Source organism: Kitasatospora sp. NPDC094019 (genome assembly GCF_044764505.1).
Lineage (GTDB): Bacteria > Actinomycetota > Actinomycetes > Streptomycetales > Streptomycetaceae > Kitasatospora.
Window position 1 is genome coordinate 60,931 of record NZ_JBIWIF010000026.1, and the last position, 20,117, is coordinate 81,047.

Sequence of the window (20,117 nt, forward strand, 5' to 3'; positions counted from 1 at the left end):
GCTGCCGTGGGGGGCCCTCCCTGTGAGACCTTGGACAGGGGGTCAACCCACCAAGGAGGCCCGATGTCCTCGAAGCGTCGCCGGAAGAAGAAGGCCCGCCGCAAGGGCGCGAACCACGGCAAGCGGCCGCAGTGCTGAACCGGTACTGAGGCCGGCGCCCGGCCGACACCCAACCGCTGCCCGGCCCCGGACACCCGTCCGGGGCCGGGCGGCGGTCACGCGCGGGGCGGGAGCCGGGCTCAGCTCCCGGAGCCGGGCCCACGGGCGGGGGCGGGGGCCGGGCCAGGGGCGGCGATCACACCCGCGGGCCGGTGGTCAGGCGCCGGCGGACTCCGCCGGCTCCGGGGCGTAGTAGAGGCTCGCCATCGGGGCACGGAGCGTCCAGCCGAGGGTGCTGTAGAGCGCCTTCCCGTCGGGGGTGCCGACCAGGAGCCCGGTCCCGGCGCCGTTGCGGTGCCCGGCGTCCTCCAGGGCCCGCATCACCACGGAGCCGAGACCCCGGCGCCGGTGCGCGGGCGCGGTCTCGATCTGGTCGGCCACGGCGGCGGTCCCGGCGAGCCCGAGCTGGCCGCGCGCGGCGAAGTGGCCGTCCTCGGTGCGGACCAGGACCCGGACCACGCCGCCGCGCTGCCAGCTGGTGAGGGTGTACCCGGCCGGTACGACCGGACGTCCGGCGGCGAGCGGCACGGTCATCAGATAACCGGGGACGTCGAACCGCCAGCCCGGGGCGATCCAGGGACGGACGGTGTCCTCGTCGGCGAACACCTTCAGCCAGGTGCCGGGAGCGGTGGTGGCCGCCACCAGCTTGCGGACGTCGGGCTCGGCCGGCTCGGGCAGGACGTGCCGGGCCACCTGGGCCGACTGGCCGACGTCGATCGTCCAGCCCCAGGGCTCGTCCACCGGGTCGGCCGCCCCCCGTGAGACCACCCAGCCCGCGATCCAGCTCCGCACCAGCCCGCTGACGACGGACTCGCCCATCCCCGACTCCCTGTAATAGTCATTAATGGAGATCAGAGCTTACCGGAAGTCGCCGACCTGCCAACCCCCGCTCCTGAGGAGCGCTCAGTACAGCAGGTGGCGCGGGAGGCTCCGCACCCGGGCCCCCTCCGACGCACGGCCGCCGACCGGGCAAACTCGTCCGGCTCCCGATCGCGCGAGCCGGGTGCCGGTGACGGACGGGCCGTCCGTCACCGGCACCCGGCCGTGCGGAATTCTCAGGGGCAGTGCTGGAAGAAGTCGAAGCACTGCGACGCGTTGTTGTTCTTCAACTGGTCGTTGAGGTTGGCGCCGGTCATGCGCTTGATGTACTGGCTCGGGCCGGTGTTGTTCGAGTTGTAGTACACCGTCACGCTGTAGTTGATGTTGAAGTTCCACCCCGACGCGGCGTGGTTCTTCACGTAGTTCCCGGCGCCGTTGCCGCCCGAGAACGTGTACCAGTTCGGAGCTCCGTAGTTCTCGGGGGTCTGCGAGTTGCCCGCGCCGTCCTCGAACGTGGCGCCCTGGTAGTTGGAGTTGAAGTAGAGGCAGAAGTTGGTCCCGCTGCACGTGCCCGGATTCGGGGCCGCGGAAGCGGCCGGCACACAGAGCGCGAAACTGCCGGCGGCGAGCAGCGCCGCGGCTCCGATCCTGATTTTCCCCGTGAGCTTCATGAACACCCTTCGATCACTCGAATCGGCGCGTCGGGCCGAATCGGAAACCATCGCCCGGGGCGGTCGGTCGACGCCCGGGCCATGATTCCCTTCGGCTCCGAATCAGCTGACGCCCAAGGGGCCGGAGCATGCCCGTCCCCCCCGGGCTCCGAGTATCATCGGACGGCGCTCCACCCCGGTCAATACTCCTGACATCCCCTCACCCCGGTCGTACCACAACGACCGTGCATGACCATCGCATTCTCCGCGACGCACGACAGCGCGACCCCTTCCCGACCCGGCGTCCACAACGGGCCGTTCCGGGCCCGCAGTGGACATCGGGGACCAATGGAGCGGATAGCCGACCAATCCACCGGAATGCACGCACATCAAACAAACCCGGAAACATCCCCGAAGGGACCGATTGTCGTGCCGAACGGAAAGCCGAGAATTCGAGCGAAACTCCTTCTGGCGGGAATCGTCGCGACGCTGCCAGTGGCCTGTACGAACCCGAACGGAACCGAATCCACCCGGGTCCCGGAATCCCCGGTACCGGCCGTCGCCGCTCCCACCGTTTCCGCCACCCCCACCCTCGCGAGCACGCTCGACCTCGAACTTCCCGTCGAGAAGTACCTGATCACCCCCGAGGAGAACGCGCGGATGGACCGCGGCTGGGCCCACCTCGTCTCGACCTGCATGAAGCGGTTCGGGCTGGACTACGAACCGGCGGTCCGCGAGTCCCACGAGCGGACCGGCCAGACCGCGCACCGGTACGACCCCACCGACCCGGCCGTCGCCGCCGCCCGCGGCTACCACGGCGACGATTCGGCGGGCGGGACCCCGACACCCCCCGCCGAATCGGTCTCCCCGGACGTTCGCCTCGTCCTCGGCTCGGGCAGCGGGTCGCCCGAAGCCCCCGGGGGATCCCGGGAGTCACGGTTCCGGGGGATTCCGATTCCCCCCGGCGGATGCGCGGGCGAGGCCCAGGAGGCGATCCGGGCGGGCGGTGGGACCTACCAGGACGCCCAAGTGGCCATCGACGTCAATTTCGGCGACTACCAGCGGTCGATGGCCGACGGGAGGGTGCGGGAGGTGTTCGGGAAGTGGTCCTCGTGCATGAAGGCGAGCGGCTTCGACTACGAGACGCCGACGGCCGCCGCGAACGACCCCGCGTGGAGCTCCCCCACCCCCTCGGCGACCGAGAGGGCGACGGCCGCCGCCGACGTCCGCTGCAAGCGGGAGCACAACGTCGTCGGAGTCTGGTTCTCCGTCGAGTCCTCCTACGAGGAACAGGACATCGCGGCGAAGCTGCGCGAACTCACCCGGGTGCGGGAATCGATCGACATCGCGCTCGGGAACGCGGCGGCGGCACTGCGGAAATGAGCGGACCCGGCGGCCGGGCGGGGAGACCGGTCGTGCCTGGGACCGTCCGCTCGTCCGCCCGTCCGACCGGGCGCATCTGGCCGGCCGGGCGGACCACGGTTCCGCCGCCTTCGACCGGCGGTCCGGCCGCCGGTCCTAACGGCGGCCGGCTTCGGAGGACAGCGACGGCCCGGACGGTTCGTCGGCGCCGTAGGTCCCGTCGAAGACGACGCGCCGACGAGGGCGGCGGCCCGGGTGGAGACGGGTGCCGACCGGGTGCCCGACCGAGACCAGCAGGGCGATGGCGAGGTCCTCGCGGCCCTCGATCCCGATCACCTTCTTGACCTTCTCCTCGTCCCAGCCGTTCATCGGCGAGGTCGCCAGGCCCATCTCGGTGGCCGCGAGCATCACGAAGGAGGCGGCGATGACCGCGTCCTTGACGGCGTACTCGCGGAGCAGGCCGCGCTGTTCGAGGCCCTCCTGGAACTCCTGCGAGGCGGCGGAGAACATCTCGACGAACTCCTCGCTCCACGCGCCGTTCTGCCGGGCCTCGTGGTGGATGTCGCTGCGGTCCTCGCGCCACGCCTGCGGCTCGGCGACGAAGACCAGCACCACCGGAGCCTCGCTCGGCTGGGGCTGGCCCCCCGTGGCCCAGGCCAGACCGGCCCGGCCCTCCTCGTCGGACACCACCACGATCGAGCGGTCCTGGAGGTTCCAGCTGCTGGGGGCCTCCACCGCCAGGTCGAGCAGGGCGTCGAGCAGCTGCGGGGGGACCGGCTCGGGACGGTAGTGGCGGACGGTGCGGCGGGTGCGGATCGCTTCGGCGACGGACATCGTGTGCTTCGTCATGCGAACCACTCTCGGAGAGTCACTCTCTTTTCGAAAGAAGGCACTTGAAAGTGCGTTACTCTCTCCGGGTGAAGACCACCGTGGAATCCTCCGGCCTCCCGGCCGACGTCTACTCCGCGAAGTGCCCGACGCGTCAGGTCCTCGACCGCATCGCCGGCAAGTGGACGGTCCTGGTCGTGGACAGCCTGCTCGACGGCACGCTGCGCTACACCGAGCTGTTCCGGCGGATCGAGGGGGTGTCGCAGAAGATGCTCACCCAGACCCTGCGGGAACTGGAGGCCGACGGGTTCGTCACCCGCACCGTGCACCCGACCGTCCCGCCCCGCGTCGAGTACACGCTGACCGGACTCGGACAGAGCCTCGCCGGACCGATCAGCGCCCTCCGCGAGTGGACGGAGTCCCACATCAACGACATCGAGCGGGCCAGGGCCGCCGCCCTCCCTACGGACCGGGGGACGGCGACCTGACGGAGGGGCTGACGGCGGTCAGGCCCGCGCCAGCCACTCCTCCAGGGTGGGACCGGCCAGCGTGGTGGCGGGACCGGCGACGAACGCGCCCTCCTCCAGGAGTTCGCGGTCCGGGGTCCCCTCCTCGCTCACCTCGACAACCGTGACCTGCTCGCCGCGGGCGGCGTAGACGAGCTCGGCGGCCCTGGCCAGCTTCTCCTCGCGCGGGCCGGCGATCTCCGGGAACGGCGCCGCCGTGGTCCCCGGCTCGGGCACGGGCCCCTCCGCGAGGTCGACCAGCGCCTCCGCCACCGCCGCGCCCGCGACCAGCTGGGTGCGCATCAGCGGGACGTACACCGTGTCGCCCTTCCGGCCCCAGCTGACCAGCGGCTCGACGAACTCGTGGAACTGCGCGGCGCGCAGGATCTGCACCGGCAGCGGACCGGCGACCAGGGCCCGCTCGTGGGCGACCTTGGCGCGGTAGTAGCCACCGGTCGACGCGTCGATACCGATGATGGACACGGACACGAGCCGCTCCACCCCGGCCCGGGAGCCCGCGGCGTGCAGGTTGGCGGCGGCGGCGGTGAAGAACGCCGTCGCCACCGCCTCGTCGGCGGAGGGGGTGCCGGAGGTGTCGATGACGACATCGACCCCGGTCAGCGCCTGGTCGAGCCCCTCGCCCGTGACGATGTCGACGCCTGCCGAGCGCGAGATCGCCACGACCTCGTGACCGCGTTCCGCCAGCACACGGACGACGTGCTCGCCCAGACGGCCGGTCGCGCCGACCACCGCGACGGTCCTGCGGTTCGACATGGTTGTTCTCCTTCGTGGTGCGTGTGTCGTCGTGGGACACCGCCGGGTCCGCGCAACCCCCGTGCGCGCGGCCGCCCCGACGACCTCCGGCCATCGACCCTAGGACCGCGCGGCGTCCCGGAGGTGTGCGGAGCGCGCAGGATTTCTCGACAATCCGTGCAAGACCGGTGGGCGGGTCCGCGACCGGGCGGGTCCGCGACCGGGCGGGTCCACGGCCGGGCCGGCCCCCGGACGTCGGATCGCCTCACCCGGCAGCCTCCGACGGCTCGATGCGCACGGCGACCAGGCAGGTGTCGTCGTCGGTGTCGGCCGGGCTCAGCTCCAGCAGCAGGTCCAGGTAGCGCTCCAGATCCGGACCGGGCGGGCCCGCCGCGCGGATCAACTGGTCCACGGACTCCTCGACCGGGCGGTCCCGGCGCTCGACCAGGCCGTCGGTGTAGAGCAGCAGCACGTCCCCCGGGGCGAGCCGGGCCGTGTACTCCTCGTACCGGGCGTCCGCCATCGCCCCGAGCAGCACCCCGTGCGGCAGCGGCAGCACCTCGGCGCCGCCGGCGGCCAACCTGATCGGCGGCAGGTGGCCGGCCCTGGCCCAGCGCAACGAGCCGTCCTCGGGCCCGACCAGCACGCAGACGGCGGTGGCGGTCACCTGGTCCGGTTCGCGCAGGGCGACCGTGTTGGCCCACTCCAGCAGCCGGCCCGGACCGGCGCCGGTGACGGCCAGTCCGCGCAGCGCGTGCCGGAGCGCGACCATGCCGGTGGCCGCGCCGACCCCGTGCCCGGCCACGTCGCCGACGGCCAGCAGCACCTGGCGGTCCGGCAGCACCAGGACGTCGTACCAGTCGCCGCCGACCCGTTCGCGTTTGGCGGCCGGCCGGTAGCGGACGGCCGCGCGCAGTCCGGGGGCGCCGAGCGGCGGAGGTGCCGCGGGCAGGATCGCCCGCTGCAGCCGGAGCGCCAACTGCTCGCGCTCGGCCGTCTCCTGCTCGCTGTCGGCCAGTCTGGCCCGGGTGGCGCCGAGGGCGACCTCGGTCCAGTGCTGGGCGGACACGTCGTGGTAGGCGCCGCGGATCGCGTCCAGACGTCCGTCCTCGTCCAGGACCGGTTCGGCGACCACCCGGGTGTAGCGCTGGGAGCCGTCCGGGCGGATCAGCCGGAACACGGCGGAGGCGGTGCGCAGCCGGTGCTGGACGGTGTCCACCAAACGGCGGACGGCGGGCCCGTCGTCCGGGTGGACGTGCCGGGCGAGCCGGGCGAAGGGCACCGCGGCCTCCGGCGGCAGGCCGAACAGCTCGCTCAGGCCCTCGCTCCAGAGGATCCGGCCGCTGCCGGGCTGTTCCTCGAACCCGGCCACCCGGGCCAGGCGTTGGGCCTGGCGCAGGAGGTCGGCCCGCTCGGACTCGCCGGACCGGTCGGTGTCGCGCTGCCAGCTGAGCAGGAGGCGCGGGCCGAGCGGGGCGACGGCGATCCGCAGAGCGGCGGGCACGGCGATCCCTCCGCTCTGGAAGACCAGGCGCAGGCGGTCGTCGGTCCGGGGTTCGCCGGTCTCGTGGGCCCGCAGCAGCGGTTCCAGCAGGCCGGTGGCGCAGGCCATCGGGTAGGTCTCCAGGAGGGAGGTGCCGTCCAGGCCGCTGCGGGGGCGGCCGAGCGGGTCCTGGAACAGCCGGTTGGTGCGCAGGACGGTGAAGTCGACCACCCGGCCGTCCCGCAGCACGGGTTCGAGCAGCAGGGCCGGGTCGAGCAGGCCGTCGAGAAGGTCCGCCTCCCGTTCGGCCGGCACGGGGGGCTCCGGGTGGCCGAGGAGGGTGGCGCAGAGGTCGGCGAGGGCGCGGAGCCGGCGGCGCTGCGGCGGGCCGAGGGTGGGCTCGGCCCCGGGCCAGAGCACTTCGAGGGCGCCGAGGCGGCGGCCGTCGGCGAGCAGGGGCAGGACGGCCCTGGCGGCGGTGGCGCCGCCGGCGAGGGGGCCGGCGACGGGGCCGGAGGGCGGCGGCCGGTCGGGCCAGCGGTCCTCGCCGTCGCCGACGGCCTGGCGGGCGGGGGTGTCGACGCCGGGGGGCACCCTGGTCCAGGCCGTGGCCTCGTCCAGGGGCAGGCCGGCCTGGGCGGCGAGGGCGAGGCTGCCGCCGGGCAGCCGTTGCCAGACCAGGACGGCGTGGGCGCCGAGGGGGGCGGCGCCCTGTCGGAGGACGGCGTCGACGGCGTCCGCGAGGTCGGGGACGGCGGCGAGCGCGCGGGCCGGGGGCGGCGGGTCAGCGGCTCCGGCGGGATCGGCGGGATCGGCGGGTCCGGTGAGTCCCCCAGGCCCGGTAGGTCCGGCGGGTCGGGGCCCGCCGCGGTGGGCGGAGCGTGCGGGCCGGTCGTCCCGGGCGGGCGCCCCGGGCGTACGGCCGACCAGGTCGGCGGCCAGGGTCGCGACCGGTACCCCCGCCTCCCGGGCGAGCACGGCCAGCCGGGCGGCGGCCTCGGCGGGCGACACGGCCAGCCGCTCGGCGAGCATGCCGGTGGCGAGGTCGACCAGCGCGCGGGCGCCCTCCTCGGCGCGCATCCGCTCCACGGCGTGCTGGAGCCGCCGGACGGCCCCGGCGAGCTGCCGCGCGACAGCGCCCTGCGGCTCGCCCGCGGCGGGGGCCGGCCCGGCCGGCGGGCCCTCCGCACCGGGTGCGCGCGGCTCGCCCGGCGCACCCGACCGGCCGCCGTACCGGGGGCCGTCGGTCATGACACGTCCAGCCAGTGCCGCATCCGCTCCAGCAGCAGCGCGGTGTCGACCGGCTTGCTGACGTGGTCGTCGGCGCCCGCGGCGAGGCTCTTGGCCCGGTCGCCCGCCATCGCCTTGGCGGTGACGGCGACGATCGGGATCCGGGCGAACCGCTCGTCGGCGCGGATGGCGGCGATGGTGGCGTAGCCGTCGAGGCCCGGCATCATCACGTCCATCAGCACCAGGTCCGTCTCCGGGTGGGCGCGCAGCAGGTCGAGCCCGGCGCGGCCGTCGGCGGCGTGCAGGACGGTCAGGCCGTGCTGTTCGAGGGCGGCGGCGAGGGCGAAGACATTGCGGACGTCGTCGTCGACGATCAGCGCGGTGCGTCCGGCGAGCGGTTCGTCGGCGGGGCCGGCGTGTTCGCCGGGTTCGGCCCCGGTGGGGGGTCGTCCACCGATCAGCGTGATCAGACGCTCGCGCAACCCGTCCAGTCCCGAGGGGAGTTCCAGGCCGGCGATCGCCGCCGTGGTGACCCCGACCGGGTCGCCTCCGGCGGGATCGCCCCCGCCCTGGCGGCCGAGCACGGGCGTGCCCTCCGGGAGCGCCGTGAGCAGCAGCGGCGCGAGTTCGGCGGCGTGCGCGAGGTCGAGCACCGCGCACCGGTACGGACCCTCGGCGAGGGCGGCGCGCAGGTCCGCCTCGGTGCCGGCGCCGATGACCTCCACCCGCGGGTCGTCCCCGTGCGCCTCGGCGGCGGTCCGGGCGAGCAGGGTGAGCAGGCCGGGCGGCTCGGCCTCGACCACCAGGACCCGGGCCACGGCCTCCGGACCGGTGCCCGCCCGGTCCCGGTGGGCGAGCGGAAGGAAGAAGGTGAAGCGGCTGCCCCGGCCCGCGGCGGAGCTGACGGTGAGGGCGCCGCCGAGCAGTCGGGCGAGTTCGCGGCTGATGGAGAGGCCGAGCCCGGTGCCGCCGAAGCGGCGGGCGGTGGTGCCGTCGGCCTGCTGGAAGGCACCGAAGATGCTGTCGAGGTGGGCGGGGTCGATGCCGATCCCGGTGTCCTCGACGTGGAAGGCCACCGCGGCCTCGGCCTGGCCGAGTTCGCCCGGCAGCTCGTCGGCCGCCACGTGTTCGATTCGCAGCTCGACCGTGCCCTTGTCGGTGAACTTGATCGCGTTGGACAGCAGGTTGCGCAGGATCTGCCGCAACCGGGCCTGGTCGGTCACGAGTTCACCGGGGACGCCGTCACCGACGCGGATCCGGAAGGCGAGGTCCCGTTGGTCGGCCAGGGGCTTGAACGCGGACTCCACGTACGTCAACAGCTCCTGCACGGGGAAGGGCTCGGGGCTGAACTCCATCTTCCCGGCCTCGACCTTGGAGAGGTCGAGGATGTCGTTGATGAGCTGGAGCAGGTCGGAGCCGGCCGAGTGGATGACACCGGCGTACTCGACCTGCTTGGGCGTGAGGTTGCCGGTGGCGTTCCGGGCGAGCAGCTGGGCCAGGATGAGCAGACTGTTGAGCGGGGTGCGCAGTTCGTGGCTCATATTGGCCAGAAACTCGGACTTGTACATCGAGGTGAGGCTCAACTGCCGCGCTCGCTCCTCCAGTTCCTGTCTGGCCTGCTCGATCTCCAGGTTCTTGGCCTCGATGTCGTGGTTGCGTTCGGCCAGCAACGCGGCCTTCTCCGCGAGTTCGGCGTTGGAGCGGCGCAGCTCCTCCTGCCCCTCCTGCAACTCCTCCGAGCGGGCCTGGAGTTCGGTGGTGAGCCGCTGGGACTCGCCGAGCAGTTCGTCGGTGCGGGCGTTGGCCAGCAAGGTGCCGAGGTTGACGCCGCAGACTTCGGCGAACTGCTCCAGGAAGTCGCGGTGGACGGCGCTGAACGGGTGGACGGAAGCGAACTCCATGACGCCGAGCAGCCATTCCTCCAGGGCGATCGGCAGGATCAGCACGGACCGGGCGTGGGTGGTGCCGGCGGCGGAGCCGATGGTCGCGTAGTCCGGCGGCAGGTCGTCGACGGCGACGGTGCGCCGGGAGCGGGCGGCCTGGCCGACCAGCGACTCGCCGAGCCGGACCCGCGCGGGTGGACCGGCGGCGCCGTCGGCCGGCGCGGCGTCCACTGGTGCGGAGTCGGCCGACGCGGTGCCGGCCGAGGGGTCGGCCGCGCGGCCGTAGGCGCTGATCCGGGCCAGGACCATGCCCTCCAGCCCCTCCTCGGCCAGGTAGAACGCCCCGAACTGGGCCCCGACCAGCGGCGTCAGCCCGTCGGTGATCAGCTCGGCGACGGACCGGATGTCACGCTGCCCCTGCATGGTGCCGGTGAAGCGGGCGAGGTTGGTCTTGAGCCAGTCCTGCTCCTCGTTGGCGCGGGTGGTCTCGCGCAGCGACTCGACCATGAAGTTGACGTTGTCCTTGAGGTCGGCGACCTCGCCGGAGGCGTCGACGCTGATGGAGCGGGTGAGGTCGCCGGCGGCGACGGCTCCGGTGACCTCGGCGATGGCGCGCACCTGGCGGGTGAGGTTGCCGGCGAGTTCGTTGACGTTCTCGGTGAGGCGCTTCCAGGTGCCGGAAACACCCTCGACCTCGGCCTGGCCGCCGAGCCGGCCCTCGGTGCCGACCTCGCGGGCCACTCGCGTCACTTCGGCGGCGAAGGAACCGAGTTGGTCGACCATCGTGTTGACGGTGTTCTTGAGCTCCAGGATCTCGCCGCGGGCGTCGACGTCGATCTTGCGGGTGAGGTCGCCCTCGGCGACGGCCGTGGTCACCTGGGCGATGTTGCGGACCTGGCTGGTGAGGTTGTGGGCCATGAAGTTGACGTTGTCGGTGAGGTCCTTCCAGGTACCGGCCACGTTGGGGACGCGGGCCTGTCCGCCGAGGGTGCCCTCGGTGCCGACCTCGCGCGCCACCCGGGTCACCTCGTCGGCGAACACGGACAGGGTGTCCACCATGGTGTTGATCGCGTCGGCGAGCGCGGCCGTCTCGCCCTTGGCCTCGACGGTGATCTTCCGGGACAGGTCGCCCCGGGCGACGGCGGTGGCCACCTCGGACATCGAGCGGACCTGGCCGGTCAGGTTGGAGGCCATCACGTTGACGTTGTCGGTGAGGCCCTTCCAGGTTCCGGAGACGCCCCGGACGGTGGCCTGGCCGCCGAGGTCGCCCTCGGTGCCGACCTCCCGCGCCACCCGGGTGACCTCGTCGGCGAACGCCGAGAGCTGGTCGACCATCGTGTTGATGGTCTCCTTGAGCAGAAGGATCTCGCCGCGGGCGTCCACCCGGATCTTCTGGGTGAGGTCGCCCTCCGCGACGGCGGTCATCACCTCGGCGATGGACCGAACCTGCGCGGTGAGGTTGTCGGCCATCACGTTGACGGACTCGGTGAGGTCGCGCCAGGTGCCGGAGACGTCCCGGACGTCGGCCTGGCCGCCGAGCCGCCCCTCGGAACCGACCTCCCGCGCCACCCGCGTCACCTCGTCCGCGAACGCCGACAGCTGGTCCACCATCGTGTTGACGGTGTTCTTGAGTTCGAGGAGTTCGCCGCGCGCGTCGACCTCGATCTTCTGGGTGAGGTCGCCCCGGGCCACCGCCGTGGTCACCTGGGCGATGTTGCGCAGCTGCCGGGTCAGGTCGCCGGCCATCGCGTTGACCGCGCCGATGAGGTCGAGCCATGTCCCGGCCGCGCCGGGGACGTGTGCCTGGCCGCCGAGGCGACCCTCCGAACCGACCTCCCGCGCCACCCGGGTCACCTCCGAGGTCACCCGGGCGAGCTGCTCGACCATGCCGTTGAACACGGTGGCGATCTCCCCCGGCACGCCGGGCAGGTCGGGCCCCAGCCGGGTGCGGAAGTCACCGTCCCGGACGGCCGTCAGCCCGGCCAGGAGCTGCCGCAGGACCTGCTCCGGCTGCTCGGGCCGGCTCGGTCCCGGGTCGTGCCCCGGGTCCCCGCCGCCCGTACGGGCTGTAGGGCCCGCTGCGGAATCCGGCGCTCGGCGCTCGTCCATCCGTCCACCGCCCGGATCGACCGCACGGCCGGACCGCTCCACGGCGGCCCCGGCCGGTGGGAGCGGCGGCGCCGCCCCGCCTCCCACTGTGCCACCGTCCCGCCGCCGGTGACAGGCGGGGCGGGAAGGGCGGCCGGGGCGGGGGGACCGGCGGCCCCGTTTTGCCTCCGGGTCGCCGGGTAGGCGCACCCGGGCAAGGACGCGGCCAGCGGAAAGGAGTGCGGTCATGCCCCGAGGATCGAGCCCCAAGCGGGAACGTCAGTACGAGCACATCAAGGACAGCGCCCTGGAACGCGGGGAGAGCGAGGACCGCGCCGAGGAGATCGCCGCCCGGACGGTCAACAAGGAACGCGCCCGGCACGGCGAGTCCAGGACCGCCAGCCGCAGCTCCACCCACGACATCTCCTCCGCCCGCCGGGGCGGCCTGCGCTCGCACCGGGGCGCCGGCGGGCCCACCTACGACCAGCTGTACAACGAGGCGAGGCAGCGCAACATCGAGGGCCGCTCGAAGATGAACAAGAGCGAGCTGGCCCGGGCGCTCGGTCACTGACGGCTCGGCCTCTCCGGACCGCCGCGCTCTGCTCCGGTCTGCTCGCGCCGCCGGTCCACTGCCGCTCTCTGAGCCGTTCGGGTGAGCACCGGCGTACGGGCCGGGACCGCCCGCCCACACCGAGGCCCCCGGGAAGAACCCGTACGACACCAGGAAAGAGGTCCGACCGCCATGACCGTCCCGTCCCCCGTCCATCCGGACACCGAACCGTTCCCGCACCCCGACCCCGCGCCCCGGCCGATGCCGGACCCGGCACCGCCGCCCGTACCGCCCTTCCCGCCGCCCGGCCCCGACCCGGGCCCGCCCGAGCAGCCTGCGCCGGGCCCGTCCACGGAACCCCGGCCGCTCGGCGGCTGAGCCGCCCCGGAGCGGGTCGGCGTCAGCCGACGTGAAGGGCCCGGACCGTTGCGGCGGTCCGGGCCCTTCCGTTCGTTCTCGTTCTCCCCGTCGTTCTCGTTCTCCCCGCCGCTTCAGACGGGGTGGCCAAGAGGGGAGGACACTTCCAGCCAGACCGACTTGCCGCCGTCCTCGGGCCGCGAACCCCAGGCCCGCGCGAGCCGGTCCACGACCCGCAGGCCGTGGCCGCCCGGCTGTCCCGGATCGGCGAACGGACGCAGCTCCGGCGGGACCGGGCTGGCGTCGCTGACCTCCACCCGCAGCCGGACGGTGTCCCAGCGCAGCCGCAGCTCGCGCGGACCGCCGGGGGCGTGCAGACAGGCGTTGGTGACCAGCTCGGACACCATCAGCAGGACGTCCTCGAAGACGGCCACCTGTTCCTCGTCCGGCCACTCGGCGCCGTCGACGGCCAGCCAGTGCCAGTCGAGCAGGGCCTGACGGCTGAAGTCCCGGCACCGCTGCACGGCGCCCACGCTGCTGCTCAGCGGCAACCGCCGGGTCTGGTCCCGATCCGGTGCGGCGGCGGTTCCGTGGCCGGTCGTCATGGCTGCTCACGTGCCGCGGGCCCGAGATCGTCAGGACGACCGGAACCGGTCGGGCCGGTCGGACCCGCCGGGCCGCCGTCCGCCGCCAGCGCGGCGGCGACGCTGGGATGGATCCGCAGGACGGTGTCCGCGCCGGTGACCGCGAAGAGCCGGACCACGGCGGGACGGAGCCCGGCGAGCTCCAGCGCGACACCGGCCGGCTCGGCGTCCTGCCGGGCCCGCAGCAGGACGTTCAGACCGGTCGAGTCGCAGAAGCCCAGCCCGGTGAGGTCGACGAGGATCCGGGTCACGCCGTCCTCGGACAGTCCGGCCAGCGCGGTGCGCAGACCGTGCGCCGAGTCGCGGTCGAGTTCTCCCTCGACCGACACGATCCGCACCGGCCCCGTTCGGCGCACGTCGATGCGCAGTTCCCCCGGATCGTCGGCACGCGGAGACCGGTTTCCGGTCGCGCCGGCGGGACCGGCGACCCCCTCCGTCTCCGGCTTGCCCCTGCTCCCCTCGTCCCCCTCGTCCCCCGCGTCCCCCGCGTCCCCGGCGGACAGCTGCATGCGTTGCTCCCGGTCCGGTCGGAACGGCCTCGTGCCGTCCGGACCATGATGACGCGCGCCGGGCCGGACCGCGCGGACTGCGGGCACCGTCCGGTCGACCACCGGGCAGGACCGCGTCGGCGGCGGCCGGGTCGTCACGTCCATGCCCCGCGTTTGCCCGGGCCCGGCGCGGCTACACGCGAGGTGGACCCAGGAGGAGCGCACCACCGGGACGCACCGCCGGTGGTGTGCCGGCCGCCCGGGCACCGGACGGCCGGCACACGGCACGGACGGACCCCGGGGCGGCCGCCCCGGGATTTCCGGGCACGGACGGAGGCGAGCCGGATGCCACCGGCGACAACCGGGCGGGGCGACCCCGCCCACGAGCGCACCGGGCGGCGGGAGTCCGCGGACGAACGCGCCGACCGCCGATGGGGCGACCTGCTCCAGGAGGTCCGGGTCGCGCAGACCGGCTCGCAGATCCTGTTCGGCTTCCTGCTCAGCGTCGTCTTCATGCCGCGTTTCGCCGAGCTGGGGGACTTCGACCGCGGGCTCTACGTGGTCACCGTGGTCCTCGGCGCGCTCGCCACCGGTGCCCTCACCGCGCCGGTCTCCTACCACCGACTCTTCGCCGGCCACCGGCTCAAGCCGGAGCTGGTGGACGCCGCGGCCCGGCTGGTCGTGATCGGCCTGGTGCAGTTGGCGCTGACCATCGGCGCCGCGCTGCTCCTGCTGCTGCGGGTCGCGACCGGGAGCGCGGCGGCGGCCTGGATCGCGGGGGCGGTGACGGCCTGGTTCGCGGCCTGCTGGCTGCTCCTGCCGGTCCTCCAGCTGCGGCGGCACCACGATGACCGGCCCCGCGGCCGTCCCCTCGACTGAGGCGGGCCCGGCGTCGGCCGCCCGGCCCCGGTACAACCCGCTGCGGCACCGGCCCGCCGACGTGGTCGACGGCCTGGCCCGGCTGACCGCCACCGTTCCGCCGCCGGGCTGATGCATGGATAGGCCCGAGGGGGGCAGACGCGGGTCGGGCGGGCACCGGCTCGTCCATCGAAAGGGAGGCAGGACCCATGGCCACCGACGACAAGATGCGCAACATGGCCGAGAAGGCCCGTGGCAAGGCGAAGGAGGTCGCCGGACGGGCGACCGGCGATCGCACGATGGAAGCCAAGGGCCGCGGCACCCAGATGAAGAGCGACCTGAAGCAGGCGGCCGAGAAGATCAAGGACGCGGGCAAGGACTGACCCCGCGCGGACGACGGCCCCGATCGGAGGTGACCGACATGACCACCCCGGACAGGTCGGCGGACGAACCCCGCGACCCGCCCGTGCGGACCGAGACCCCCGAGTCGCGGATGACCGGTGAGGGCGCTCCTCCGCCCGATCGCGATCAGGACGAGGACCCGGCGGAGGGACCGGAGCACGCCGCCGCCGATCCGAACCGCTCCACCGATCCGAACCGCTCCACCCCCGCGGCCGGCTCCGACCGGCCGGACGGCTCCGGCGCCCCGGCGGGGGCGCCGGAGCCGGAGGAGCCGCCGGACTGATCCGCCGGCTCCTCGACCACCCGTACGCCGCAGCGTCCGGCGGATCGTCACACCTTCCGCCGGTCCGCGGCGTACGGGTGCGCCCGTCCCGGCGCCCGGCCGGTTGACGGCCGCCGTCAGCCGGCCGGATCCTCCGGCGTCGGCCAGGTGATCACCGAGAACGCTCCGCCCTGCGGGTCGGCGAGCACGGCCAGCCTGTTGCCGCCCATGTCGAAGGCCGGGGTGAGCACGGTGCCGCCGGCGCGGACGACCGCCGCCTGGATCGCGTCGACGTCGTCCACGTTGAAGTACGGCTGCCAGTGCGGGGGAACCCCCGGCGGGAAGGTGGACAGGTCCATCATCCCGCCGACCGCGCGACCGTCGACCTTGAACTCGATGTACGCCTCGGCACCGGGCGCCTCGGAGTGGCCGGTGGTGACCGGCAGCACGGCGGAGTAGAAGGCCGCGGCGGCCGTGCGGTCACGGGTGGCGAGTTCGTTCCAGATCAGCGCGCCGTGCTCGTTCACGATGCCCGCGCCGTCGAAGGTCCCGGGCTGCCAGAGGCCGACGACGGCCCCGGTCGGGTCCGCGATCACGGCCATCCGCCCGAGGTCCATGACATCCATCGGTCCCGCCATCACCGAGCCACCGCCGTCGGTGACGGTCTTGAGCGCGGCGTCGAGCGAGTCCGTGGACAGGTACGTGGTCCACACCGTCGGCGGCATCGGGTCGGGGACACTGCCGTCCGGGTTCATCGCCTTCATGATCCCGGCGACCGGCTTGCCCTTCAGTGTGCAGACCGCGTACCCGCCCTGCTCGGCGGGTCCGACCTCGCCCTGCCAGCCGAACACCTCGCCGTAGAAGTCGAGGGCCGCCTGCTGGTCGGGCACCATCAGGTCGATCCAGCACGGGGTGCCGGGCTTGTAGGGGCCGTTCATATCGGGCACGGATGCCTCCGGGGGCGCGTTCGGCGGGGTCGGACGGCCGGTTCCGTACCCGCCCCGCCTCCCCGGAATCGGGCCGCCCGGGTGAAATCGGTGCGGACCCCCTCCCTCTCCCCTCCGCGTACGGCCGTCCGCTGCCTCGGTGCGATTGGAACGCCGCGATCCGGGCAGACGCCGGAGTCGGACGGAACGACGCACACCCCGGCGGTACGGAGGCATCATGAACGGCCACGACGGACTTCTGGGAGAGCTGTGCGTCGAACACCGCGCGCTGGAGGCCCTGCTGCGCAGGCTGGACCGCGTCCACGCGCGGAACGGGCACGCCGTGGTCGAGGACCGTCGGCTGCTGGCGGAGCTCAGCGCCCTGCTCGACGAGCACCTGACGGCCGAGGAGAGGTACTTCTATCCCCTGGTCGCCCGCCACCTCCCGGCGGGCCGGGCACTCGCGGACGCGGCACGGCACACCCATGCCACGGTCCGGCGGCTCCTGTCCCGCGCCATGGACGAACGCCTGGCCGCCGACGACCGGGTCCGCTGCACCGGCTCACTGCTGGTCCTGCTCCGGACCCACCTGAACGGGGAGGACGAACGGCTCTTCCCCCTGGTCCGGGTGGCCGTCCCGGCGGCCGAGCTGCGGCACCGGGGCGGGCGGCTCGCGGCGTCCCGCCCACCCTGCGCGACCGCCCCGGTCTGGGGCCTGCCGCCCGGCCTCGGCGGGATCGCCGCGGTCCGCGACCGGCTCACCGGCCACGGCGTCGCGGGGCGGCAGGACTCCCCGTAGCCCTGCCGAACCGCGGCCCTGCCGATCGTCGCCCTGCCGATCGTCGCCCTGCCGAACCGCGGCCGCGGCGCGCGCGTCAGGCCGCCTCGGTGCCCCGCAGCGCGGCGTCGATGCCCAGGGTGAAGGGCCCGAGGTCGTCCGGGTCGCGGGAGGTCACCAGGCGCCAGCCGCCCGAGTCGTCCTCGACCAGCGGCGCGTCCGTCCACTCGGCACCCGCGTTGGTGAGATCGGTGCGCAGCGAGCGGTAGGAGGTCAGGCGCTTGCCGTCGACGACGCCGGCCTCGGCCAGCAGCCACGGACCGTGGCAGATGGCGGCGATCGGCCGGCCGGTACCGGTGAACGCGCGCACGAGGTCCACCGCCTCCTTCCGCAGGCGGAGCGTGTCGGCGTTGACCGTGCCGCCGGGGATCAGCAGGAGGTCGTAGTCCGCCGGGTCGACCTCGCCCAGGGTGTGCGTCGGGCGCACCGTCGCGCCCGGTTCCTTGTCGTGCACGAGGGTGCGGATGTCCTCCGGTTCCACCGCCGCGATGTCGACGCGCACGCCGTCGTCGCGCAGATGGCGTACCGGGACGAGGAGTTCGTCCTGCTCGACGCCGTAGTTGGTGACGATCGCCAGGGCCTTGGTGTGGTGGGTCATGGTGCTCCTCCGGATCGATCGGCCGCCGCCCGGGGCGACGGTCGGGGCACGGTGCGTGCGCCCCGGATCCCCGCGGCTACCCGTCCCCCTTCGTGCCACGCGCGGCGGCGGCGGGGAATCGGCGCGGGCCCGGCCGGATGAGCGTTCACCGACCGTCCGGGTCGTCCGGGTCGATCGCTCCGTCCGGGGCGCCGGGACCGTCCGGTCCGTCCGGGTCCCCGTAGCGGGCGCGCCACTCCCGGGCCCGGGCGTTGTGCCAGTCGATGCCCTGCTGGGCCTGCTCCTCCGACAGTCCGCTCATGGTGGCGACCAGGCCGAGCGACACCGGCTCGTCGTAGTCGGCCAGTGTGCGGCAGACCTTGGCCGCGAACTGCTCCTCGGGGACGAACGGGCGGCTGCGGTACACCGCGACCAGCATCCCCAGGTGCTCGGCCGAGCACGCGGTGACGACCCGCTTGCCGTCGAGCTCCGGGTCGGACGCGTGGACGGCGGAGGAGTCCGGAACGAGCGCGCCGAGCAGGTCCTCGGCGAGGAGGGCCCGGCCGCAGTGGTCGCAGAGGTCGTACGCCGACGCGTCGTGCGCGCCGGCGTCGCCGTCCGCCGGAGGTTCGAAGTGCTCCACGCCCGACGCCTACCCGGTGGACCGCCGGACAACCGCCGGGGTTCGAACGACCGGGCCGTCGGCGCGGAACGGACCCGACTCCCCCCGGGGACCGGGCGGGCACGACCGCGCCCCCGGTCCACCGACGGAACCGGGGGCGGTGCGGCTGCCGCCGCGCCCGGGCCCAGTTCGGGCTGATGCGTCCCCGCCGGCCTCCTTGCTCCCGTCCCCGATCCTCGACGCAGTCCTTGAACCGCCGCAGGTCACCCTTCACCTTCCGGTCGACCAGGCCCGTCGCGGAACCGGCCCGCTCGGCCCGGCCCTCGGGCCGGAAGTCCATGGCCAGGCTCACCCTGATACCCCCGATGCTGGTCCGCCAGTGGTTGTGGCGGTCGTCCAGTCGGGTCACCGGGTCGACACCCTCCATGAAGCGGGGGAACTCCTCGAAGCGGGTCCACTGGTTGTAGGCCGCGTGTGGTTGTAGGCCGCGTGCAGCGGCACATCGACGTCGACCGATTCCTTCACCATGCCCATCAGGTGCCTCCCTGCTGCTCGCCCTGTGGTCGGGGCCGGTACTCCCTGCCCCGACCGCGCGCCTGCCCCGACGGCACGCCGGCAACACTCGGGACCCGAACCACCCCAATCACCCCAACCACTCGAACCAGCCGGATGGCCCGAAGCCCGCCGCCCCGGGAAGCCCCGCCCAAACCTCCGAACCCCGGAACCGTCCCAGTGGGTGCCACCCGGTGGCCGACCGACGCGGCCCGGGATTGCATGAGAGAGCCCGAACCCCTGCTCAGGGAGGCAGTCGTGTACGAGATGTGGGCCGAGACCGATGCGGCCGAGGAACCTTCGGGTCTGATGTGGCACGTGGTGTCGAAGGACGACGCGTCCACGGCACTCTGCGGGCAGCAGCTGGAGCTGTCCCGCCGGGTCGTGCCGAACGGCATCGAGACGCCCCTCGGGGCACCGGACCGCTACTGCGATCCGTGCCTGATGACGGTGCGCGAGACCATGGCCGCCGCGGACAACTGAGCCCCGACCGAGGCGGGCCCGGCTCCACGGACGACGAGCCCCCGCCACCGCTCCGCTGCGGTGCGCCGGCCGGAGCCGGAGTCCCGCCGGTGCGGCACATCGCCGCATCGCCGCATCGCCGCATCCGGAGCAGCCCGGCGTCCCACTCCCGGTCGGGGTGCAGGCCCGGCAACCCGCGGTCGTGCAGCTCGTGGCAGAGGTGGAGCGCGAGTTGGTGGTCCTCGCCCCGGGGGTCGCCGCCACCGGCCGGGTCCGGGCGGGCGGTGCCGTCGGGCGGTACCGCGGTGACGAGGTCCGGCACAGCGGCGGACAGCGGCCCCCGGGCGGTCGGCGGCAGCCGCCTCATCGCCCGTTCACCCCCGCCCCGGAACGGCGCGCCGCCCGAGTCCGGCCACCGCTCCCGGCCAGGCCGCGGAGCAGCAGACCGACGCAGCCGAGGGCCAGCAGCCAGCCCGCGACCAGTGCCCACAGCACCGGCGCCGGCTCGGCGGCGAGCCCTCCGGCCAGCAGCACCGGCGGCAGGAGTCCCAGCGTGGGCAGAACCCGCGGACGCTGCCCACTGGTCACCGCCCACGCCCGCCCGCGCACCGCGAGCGCCCGGGCACGTGCACCGGCCACGATCCGTCCTTGCTGCCTCATCCGTCAGTCTCCCTCTCCGCCTGCGCGGCCCGGCCCCCGGCCCTGCGGGTTCCCCGAACGGCGCCCGCCGAACGTCGTCACACCGTTTCGCCCCGGCACCGCCCCGCCGCGTCCACAACCCCGCGCCGTCTCCACTCCCCCACCGTTCCTGCGGCCCG

Annotated in this window: 20 protein-coding genes; 8 read left to right on the forward strand and 12 right to left on the reverse strand. The window is 74.1% G+C overall.

Features of this window, described 5'->3' with window-relative positions:
• Positions 1–315: 315 nt before the first annotated feature.
• Both ACIQ9P_RS35930 and ACIQ9P_RS35935 read right to left on the reverse strand, forming a co-directional pair.
• The gene (locus tag ACIQ9P_RS35930; protein ID WP_402365790.1) at positions 316–978 is read right to left on the reverse strand and encodes a GNAT family N-acetyltransferase; all 663 of its coding nucleotides are present in this window, start codon (positions 976–978) and stop codon (positions 316–318) included.
• Positions 979–1,214: 236 nt separating this feature from the next.
• Positions 1,215–1,649, reverse strand: coding sequence for a peptidase inhibitor family I36 protein (locus ACIQ9P_RS35935; RefSeq protein WP_402365792.1), 435 nt, complete (start codon positions 1,647–1,649; stop codon positions 1,215–1,217).
• 408 nt (positions 1,650–2,057) lie between these two features.
• Between ACIQ9P_RS35935 and ACIQ9P_RS35940 the strand changes: the two genes are divergently transcribed.
• Complete coding sequence (locus tag ACIQ9P_RS35940; protein ID WP_402365794.1) at positions 2,058–3,011, forward strand: hypothetical protein; 954 nt, start codon at positions 2,058–2,060, stop codon at positions 3,009–3,011.
• A 135-nt stretch (positions 3,012–3,146) separates the two neighbouring features.
• Here ACIQ9P_RS35940 and ACIQ9P_RS35945 read toward each other — a convergent pair whose 3' ends face one another.
• Positions 3,147–3,839: a nitroreductase family protein gene (locus ACIQ9P_RS35945; RefSeq protein WP_402365796.1), complete on the reverse strand. Its 693-nt coding sequence runs from the start codon at positions 3,837–3,839 to the stop codon at positions 3,147–3,149.
• 68 nt (positions 3,840–3,907) lie between these two features.
• On the opposite strand from ACIQ9P_RS35945, the gene ACIQ9P_RS35950 reads away from it, so the two are divergent.
• A complete protein-coding gene (locus tag ACIQ9P_RS35950) occupies positions 3,908–4,306 on the forward strand; it encodes a winged helix-turn-helix transcriptional regulator (protein ID WP_402365798.1) in 399 nt (132 codons plus the stop codon).
• 18 nt (positions 4,307–4,324) lie between these two features.
• Here the strand turns inward: ACIQ9P_RS35950 and ACIQ9P_RS35955 are convergent, their stop codons facing one another.
• From ACIQ9P_RS35955 to ACIQ9P_RS35965, 3 genes are all read right to left on the reverse strand, one after another.
• Complete coding sequence (locus ACIQ9P_RS35955; protein ID WP_402365800.1) at positions 4,325–5,098, reverse strand: SDR family oxidoreductase; 774 nt, start codon at positions 5,096–5,098, stop codon at positions 4,325–4,327.
• Between the two features lie 244 nt (positions 5,099–5,342).
• The gene (locus ACIQ9P_RS35960) at positions 5,343–7,811 is read right to left on the reverse strand and encodes a SpoIIE family protein phosphatase (protein WP_402365802.1); all 2,469 of its coding nucleotides are present in this window, start codon (positions 7,809–7,811) and stop codon (positions 5,343–5,345) included.
• A complete protein-coding gene (locus ACIQ9P_RS35965; RefSeq protein ID WP_402365804.1) occupies positions 7,808–11,782 on the reverse strand; it encodes a HAMP domain-containing protein in 3,975 nt (1,324 codons plus the stop codon). The genes ACIQ9P_RS35960 and ACIQ9P_RS35965 overlap by 4 nt, the downstream gene beginning before the upstream one ends.
• Before the next feature lie 226 nt (positions 11,783–12,008).
• Here ACIQ9P_RS35965 and ACIQ9P_RS35970 point away from each other — a divergent pair, with 226 nt between their 5' ends.
• Positions 12,009–12,332 carry a plasmid stabilization protein gene (locus ACIQ9P_RS35970; protein WP_402365806.1) on the forward strand — a complete coding sequence of 108 codons (324 nt, stop codon included), beginning with the start codon at positions 12,009–12,011 and terminating at the stop codon, positions 12,330–12,332.
• 470 nt (positions 12,333–12,802) lie between these two features.
• Here ACIQ9P_RS35970 and ACIQ9P_RS35975 read toward each other — a convergent pair whose 3' ends face one another.
• Positions 12,803–13,273 carry an ATP-binding protein gene (locus ACIQ9P_RS35975; protein WP_402365808.1) on the reverse strand — a complete coding sequence of 157 codons (471 nt, stop codon included), beginning with the start codon at positions 13,271–13,273 and terminating at the stop codon, positions 12,803–12,805.
• Positions 13,270–13,821 (reverse strand): STAS domain-containing protein, encoded by a 552-nt coding sequence (locus ACIQ9P_RS35980; RefSeq protein WP_402365810.1) that lies wholly within the window; start codon positions 13,819–13,821, stop codon positions 13,270–13,272. The genes ACIQ9P_RS35975 and ACIQ9P_RS35980 overlap by 4 nt, the downstream gene beginning before the upstream one ends.
• A gap of 324 nt (positions 13,822–14,145) precedes the next feature.
• On the opposite strand from ACIQ9P_RS35980, the gene ACIQ9P_RS35985 reads away from it, so the two are divergent.
• The 3 genes from ACIQ9P_RS35985 (at position 14,146) to ACIQ9P_RS35995 (ending at position 15,343) form a co-directional block, all read left to right on the forward strand.
• The gene (locus tag ACIQ9P_RS35985; protein ID WP_402365812.1) at positions 14,146–14,679 is read left to right on the forward strand and encodes a DUF6328 family protein; all 534 of its coding nucleotides are present in this window, start codon (positions 14,146–14,148) and stop codon (positions 14,677–14,679) included.
• A 188-nt stretch (positions 14,680–14,867) separates the two neighbouring features.
• Positions 14,868–15,041 (forward strand): CsbD family protein, encoded by a 174-nt coding sequence (locus tag ACIQ9P_RS35990; RefSeq protein WP_266309199.1) that lies wholly within the window; start codon positions 14,868–14,870, stop codon positions 15,039–15,041.
• Between the two features lie 38 nt (positions 15,042–15,079).
• A complete protein-coding gene (locus ACIQ9P_RS35995) occupies positions 15,080–15,343 on the forward strand; it encodes a hypothetical protein (protein ID WP_402365814.1) in 264 nt (87 codons plus the stop codon).
• Positions 15,344–15,459: 116 nt separating this feature from the next.
• Here ACIQ9P_RS35995 and ACIQ9P_RS36000 read toward each other — a convergent pair whose 3' ends face one another.
• A complete protein-coding gene (locus tag ACIQ9P_RS36000) occupies positions 15,460–16,260 on the reverse strand; it encodes a VOC family protein (protein ID WP_402365839.1) in 801 nt (266 codons plus the stop codon).
• A gap of 226 nt (positions 16,261–16,486) precedes the next feature.
• Between ACIQ9P_RS36000 and ACIQ9P_RS36005 the strand changes: the two genes are divergently transcribed.
• Positions 16,487–17,047, forward strand: coding sequence for a hemerythrin domain-containing protein (locus ACIQ9P_RS36005; RefSeq protein ID WP_402365816.1), 561 nt, complete (start codon positions 16,487–16,489; stop codon positions 17,045–17,047).
• A gap of 76 nt (positions 17,048–17,123) precedes the next feature.
• Here ACIQ9P_RS36005 and ACIQ9P_RS36010 read toward each other — a convergent pair whose 3' ends face one another.
• Complete coding sequence (locus ACIQ9P_RS36010; protein ID WP_402365818.1) at positions 17,124–17,684, reverse strand: type 1 glutamine amidotransferase domain-containing protein; 561 nt, start codon at positions 17,682–17,684, stop codon at positions 17,124–17,126.
• A 145-nt stretch (positions 17,685–17,829) separates the two neighbouring features.
• Positions 17,830–18,306, reverse strand: coding sequence for a hypothetical protein (locus tag ACIQ9P_RS36015; protein WP_402365820.1), 477 nt, complete (start codon positions 18,304–18,306; stop codon positions 17,830–17,832).
• A 789-nt stretch (positions 18,307–19,095) separates the two neighbouring features.
• Between ACIQ9P_RS36015 and ACIQ9P_RS36020 the strand changes: the two genes are divergently transcribed.
• Positions 19,096–19,320 (forward strand): hypothetical protein, encoded by a 225-nt coding sequence (locus ACIQ9P_RS36020; protein ID WP_402365822.1) that lies wholly within the window; start codon positions 19,096–19,098, stop codon positions 19,318–19,320.
• Positions 19,321–19,662: 342 nt separating this feature from the next.
• Here ACIQ9P_RS36020 and ACIQ9P_RS36025 read toward each other — a convergent pair whose 3' ends face one another.
• The gene (locus tag ACIQ9P_RS36025) at positions 19,663–19,938 is read right to left on the reverse strand and encodes a hypothetical protein (protein ID WP_402365824.1); all 276 of its coding nucleotides are present in this window, start codon (positions 19,936–19,938) and stop codon (positions 19,663–19,665) included.
• Between the last annotated feature and the right edge of the window lie 179 nt (positions 19,939–20,117).

Bases quoted from the DNA above. Each gene is read 5' to 3' on its own strand.
- ACIQ9P_RS36000 (WP_402365839.1), bottom strand. From the start codon at position 16,260: ATGAACGGCCCCTACAAGCCCGGCACCCCGTGCTGGATCGACCTGATG.
- ACIQ9P_RS35970 (WP_402365806.1), top strand. From the start codon at position 12,009: ATGCCCCGAGGATCGAGCCCCAAGCGGGAACGTCAGTACGAGCACATC.
- ACIQ9P_RS36010 (WP_402365818.1), bottom strand. From the start codon at position 17,684: ATGACCCACCACACCAAGGCCCTGGCGATCGTCACCAACTACGGCGTC.
- ACIQ9P_RS35935 (WP_402365792.1), bottom strand. From the start codon at position 1,649: ATGAAGCTCACGGGGAAAATCAGGATCGGAGCCGCGGCGCTGCTCGCC.
- ACIQ9P_RS35985 (WP_402365812.1), top strand. From the start codon at position 14,146: ATGCCACCGGCGACAACCGGGCGGGGCGACCCCGCCCACGAGCGCACC.
- ACIQ9P_RS35955 (WP_402365800.1), bottom strand. From the start codon at position 5,098: ATGTCGAACCGCAGGACCGTCGCGGTGGTCGGCGCGACCGGCCGTCTG.
- ACIQ9P_RS35980 (WP_402365810.1), bottom strand. From the start codon at position 13,821: ATGCAGCTGTCCGCCGGGGACGCGGGGGACGCGGGGGACGAGGGGGAC.
- ACIQ9P_RS35975 (WP_402365808.1), bottom strand. From the start codon at position 13,273: ATGACGACCGGCCACGGAACCGCCGCCGCACCGGATCGGGACCAGACC.
- ACIQ9P_RS35990 (WP_266309199.1), top strand. From the start codon at position 14,868: ATGGCCACCGACGACAAGATGCGCAACATGGCCGAGAAGGCCCGTGGC.
- ACIQ9P_RS36005 (WP_402365816.1), top strand. From the start codon at position 16,487: ATGAACGGCCACGACGGACTTCTGGGAGAGCTGTGCGTCGAACACCGC.
- ACIQ9P_RS35965 (WP_402365804.1), bottom strand. From the start codon at position 11,782: ATGGACGAGCGCCGAGCGCCGGATTCCGCAGCGGGCCCTACAGCCCGT.
- ACIQ9P_RS35945 (WP_402365796.1), bottom strand. From the start codon at position 3,839: ATGACGAAGCACACGATGTCCGTCGCCGAAGCGATCCGCACCCGCCGC.
- ACIQ9P_RS35960 (WP_402365802.1), bottom strand. From the start codon at position 7,811: ATGACCGACGGCCCCCGGTACGGCGGCCGGTCGGGTGCGCCGGGCGAG.
- ACIQ9P_RS35995 (WP_402365814.1), top strand. From the start codon at position 15,080: ATGACCACCCCGGACAGGTCGGCGGACGAACCCCGCGACCCGCCCGTG.
- ACIQ9P_RS35930 (WP_402365790.1), bottom strand. From the start codon at position 978: ATGGGCGAGTCCGTCGTCAGCGGGCTGGTGCGGAGCTGGATCGCGGGC.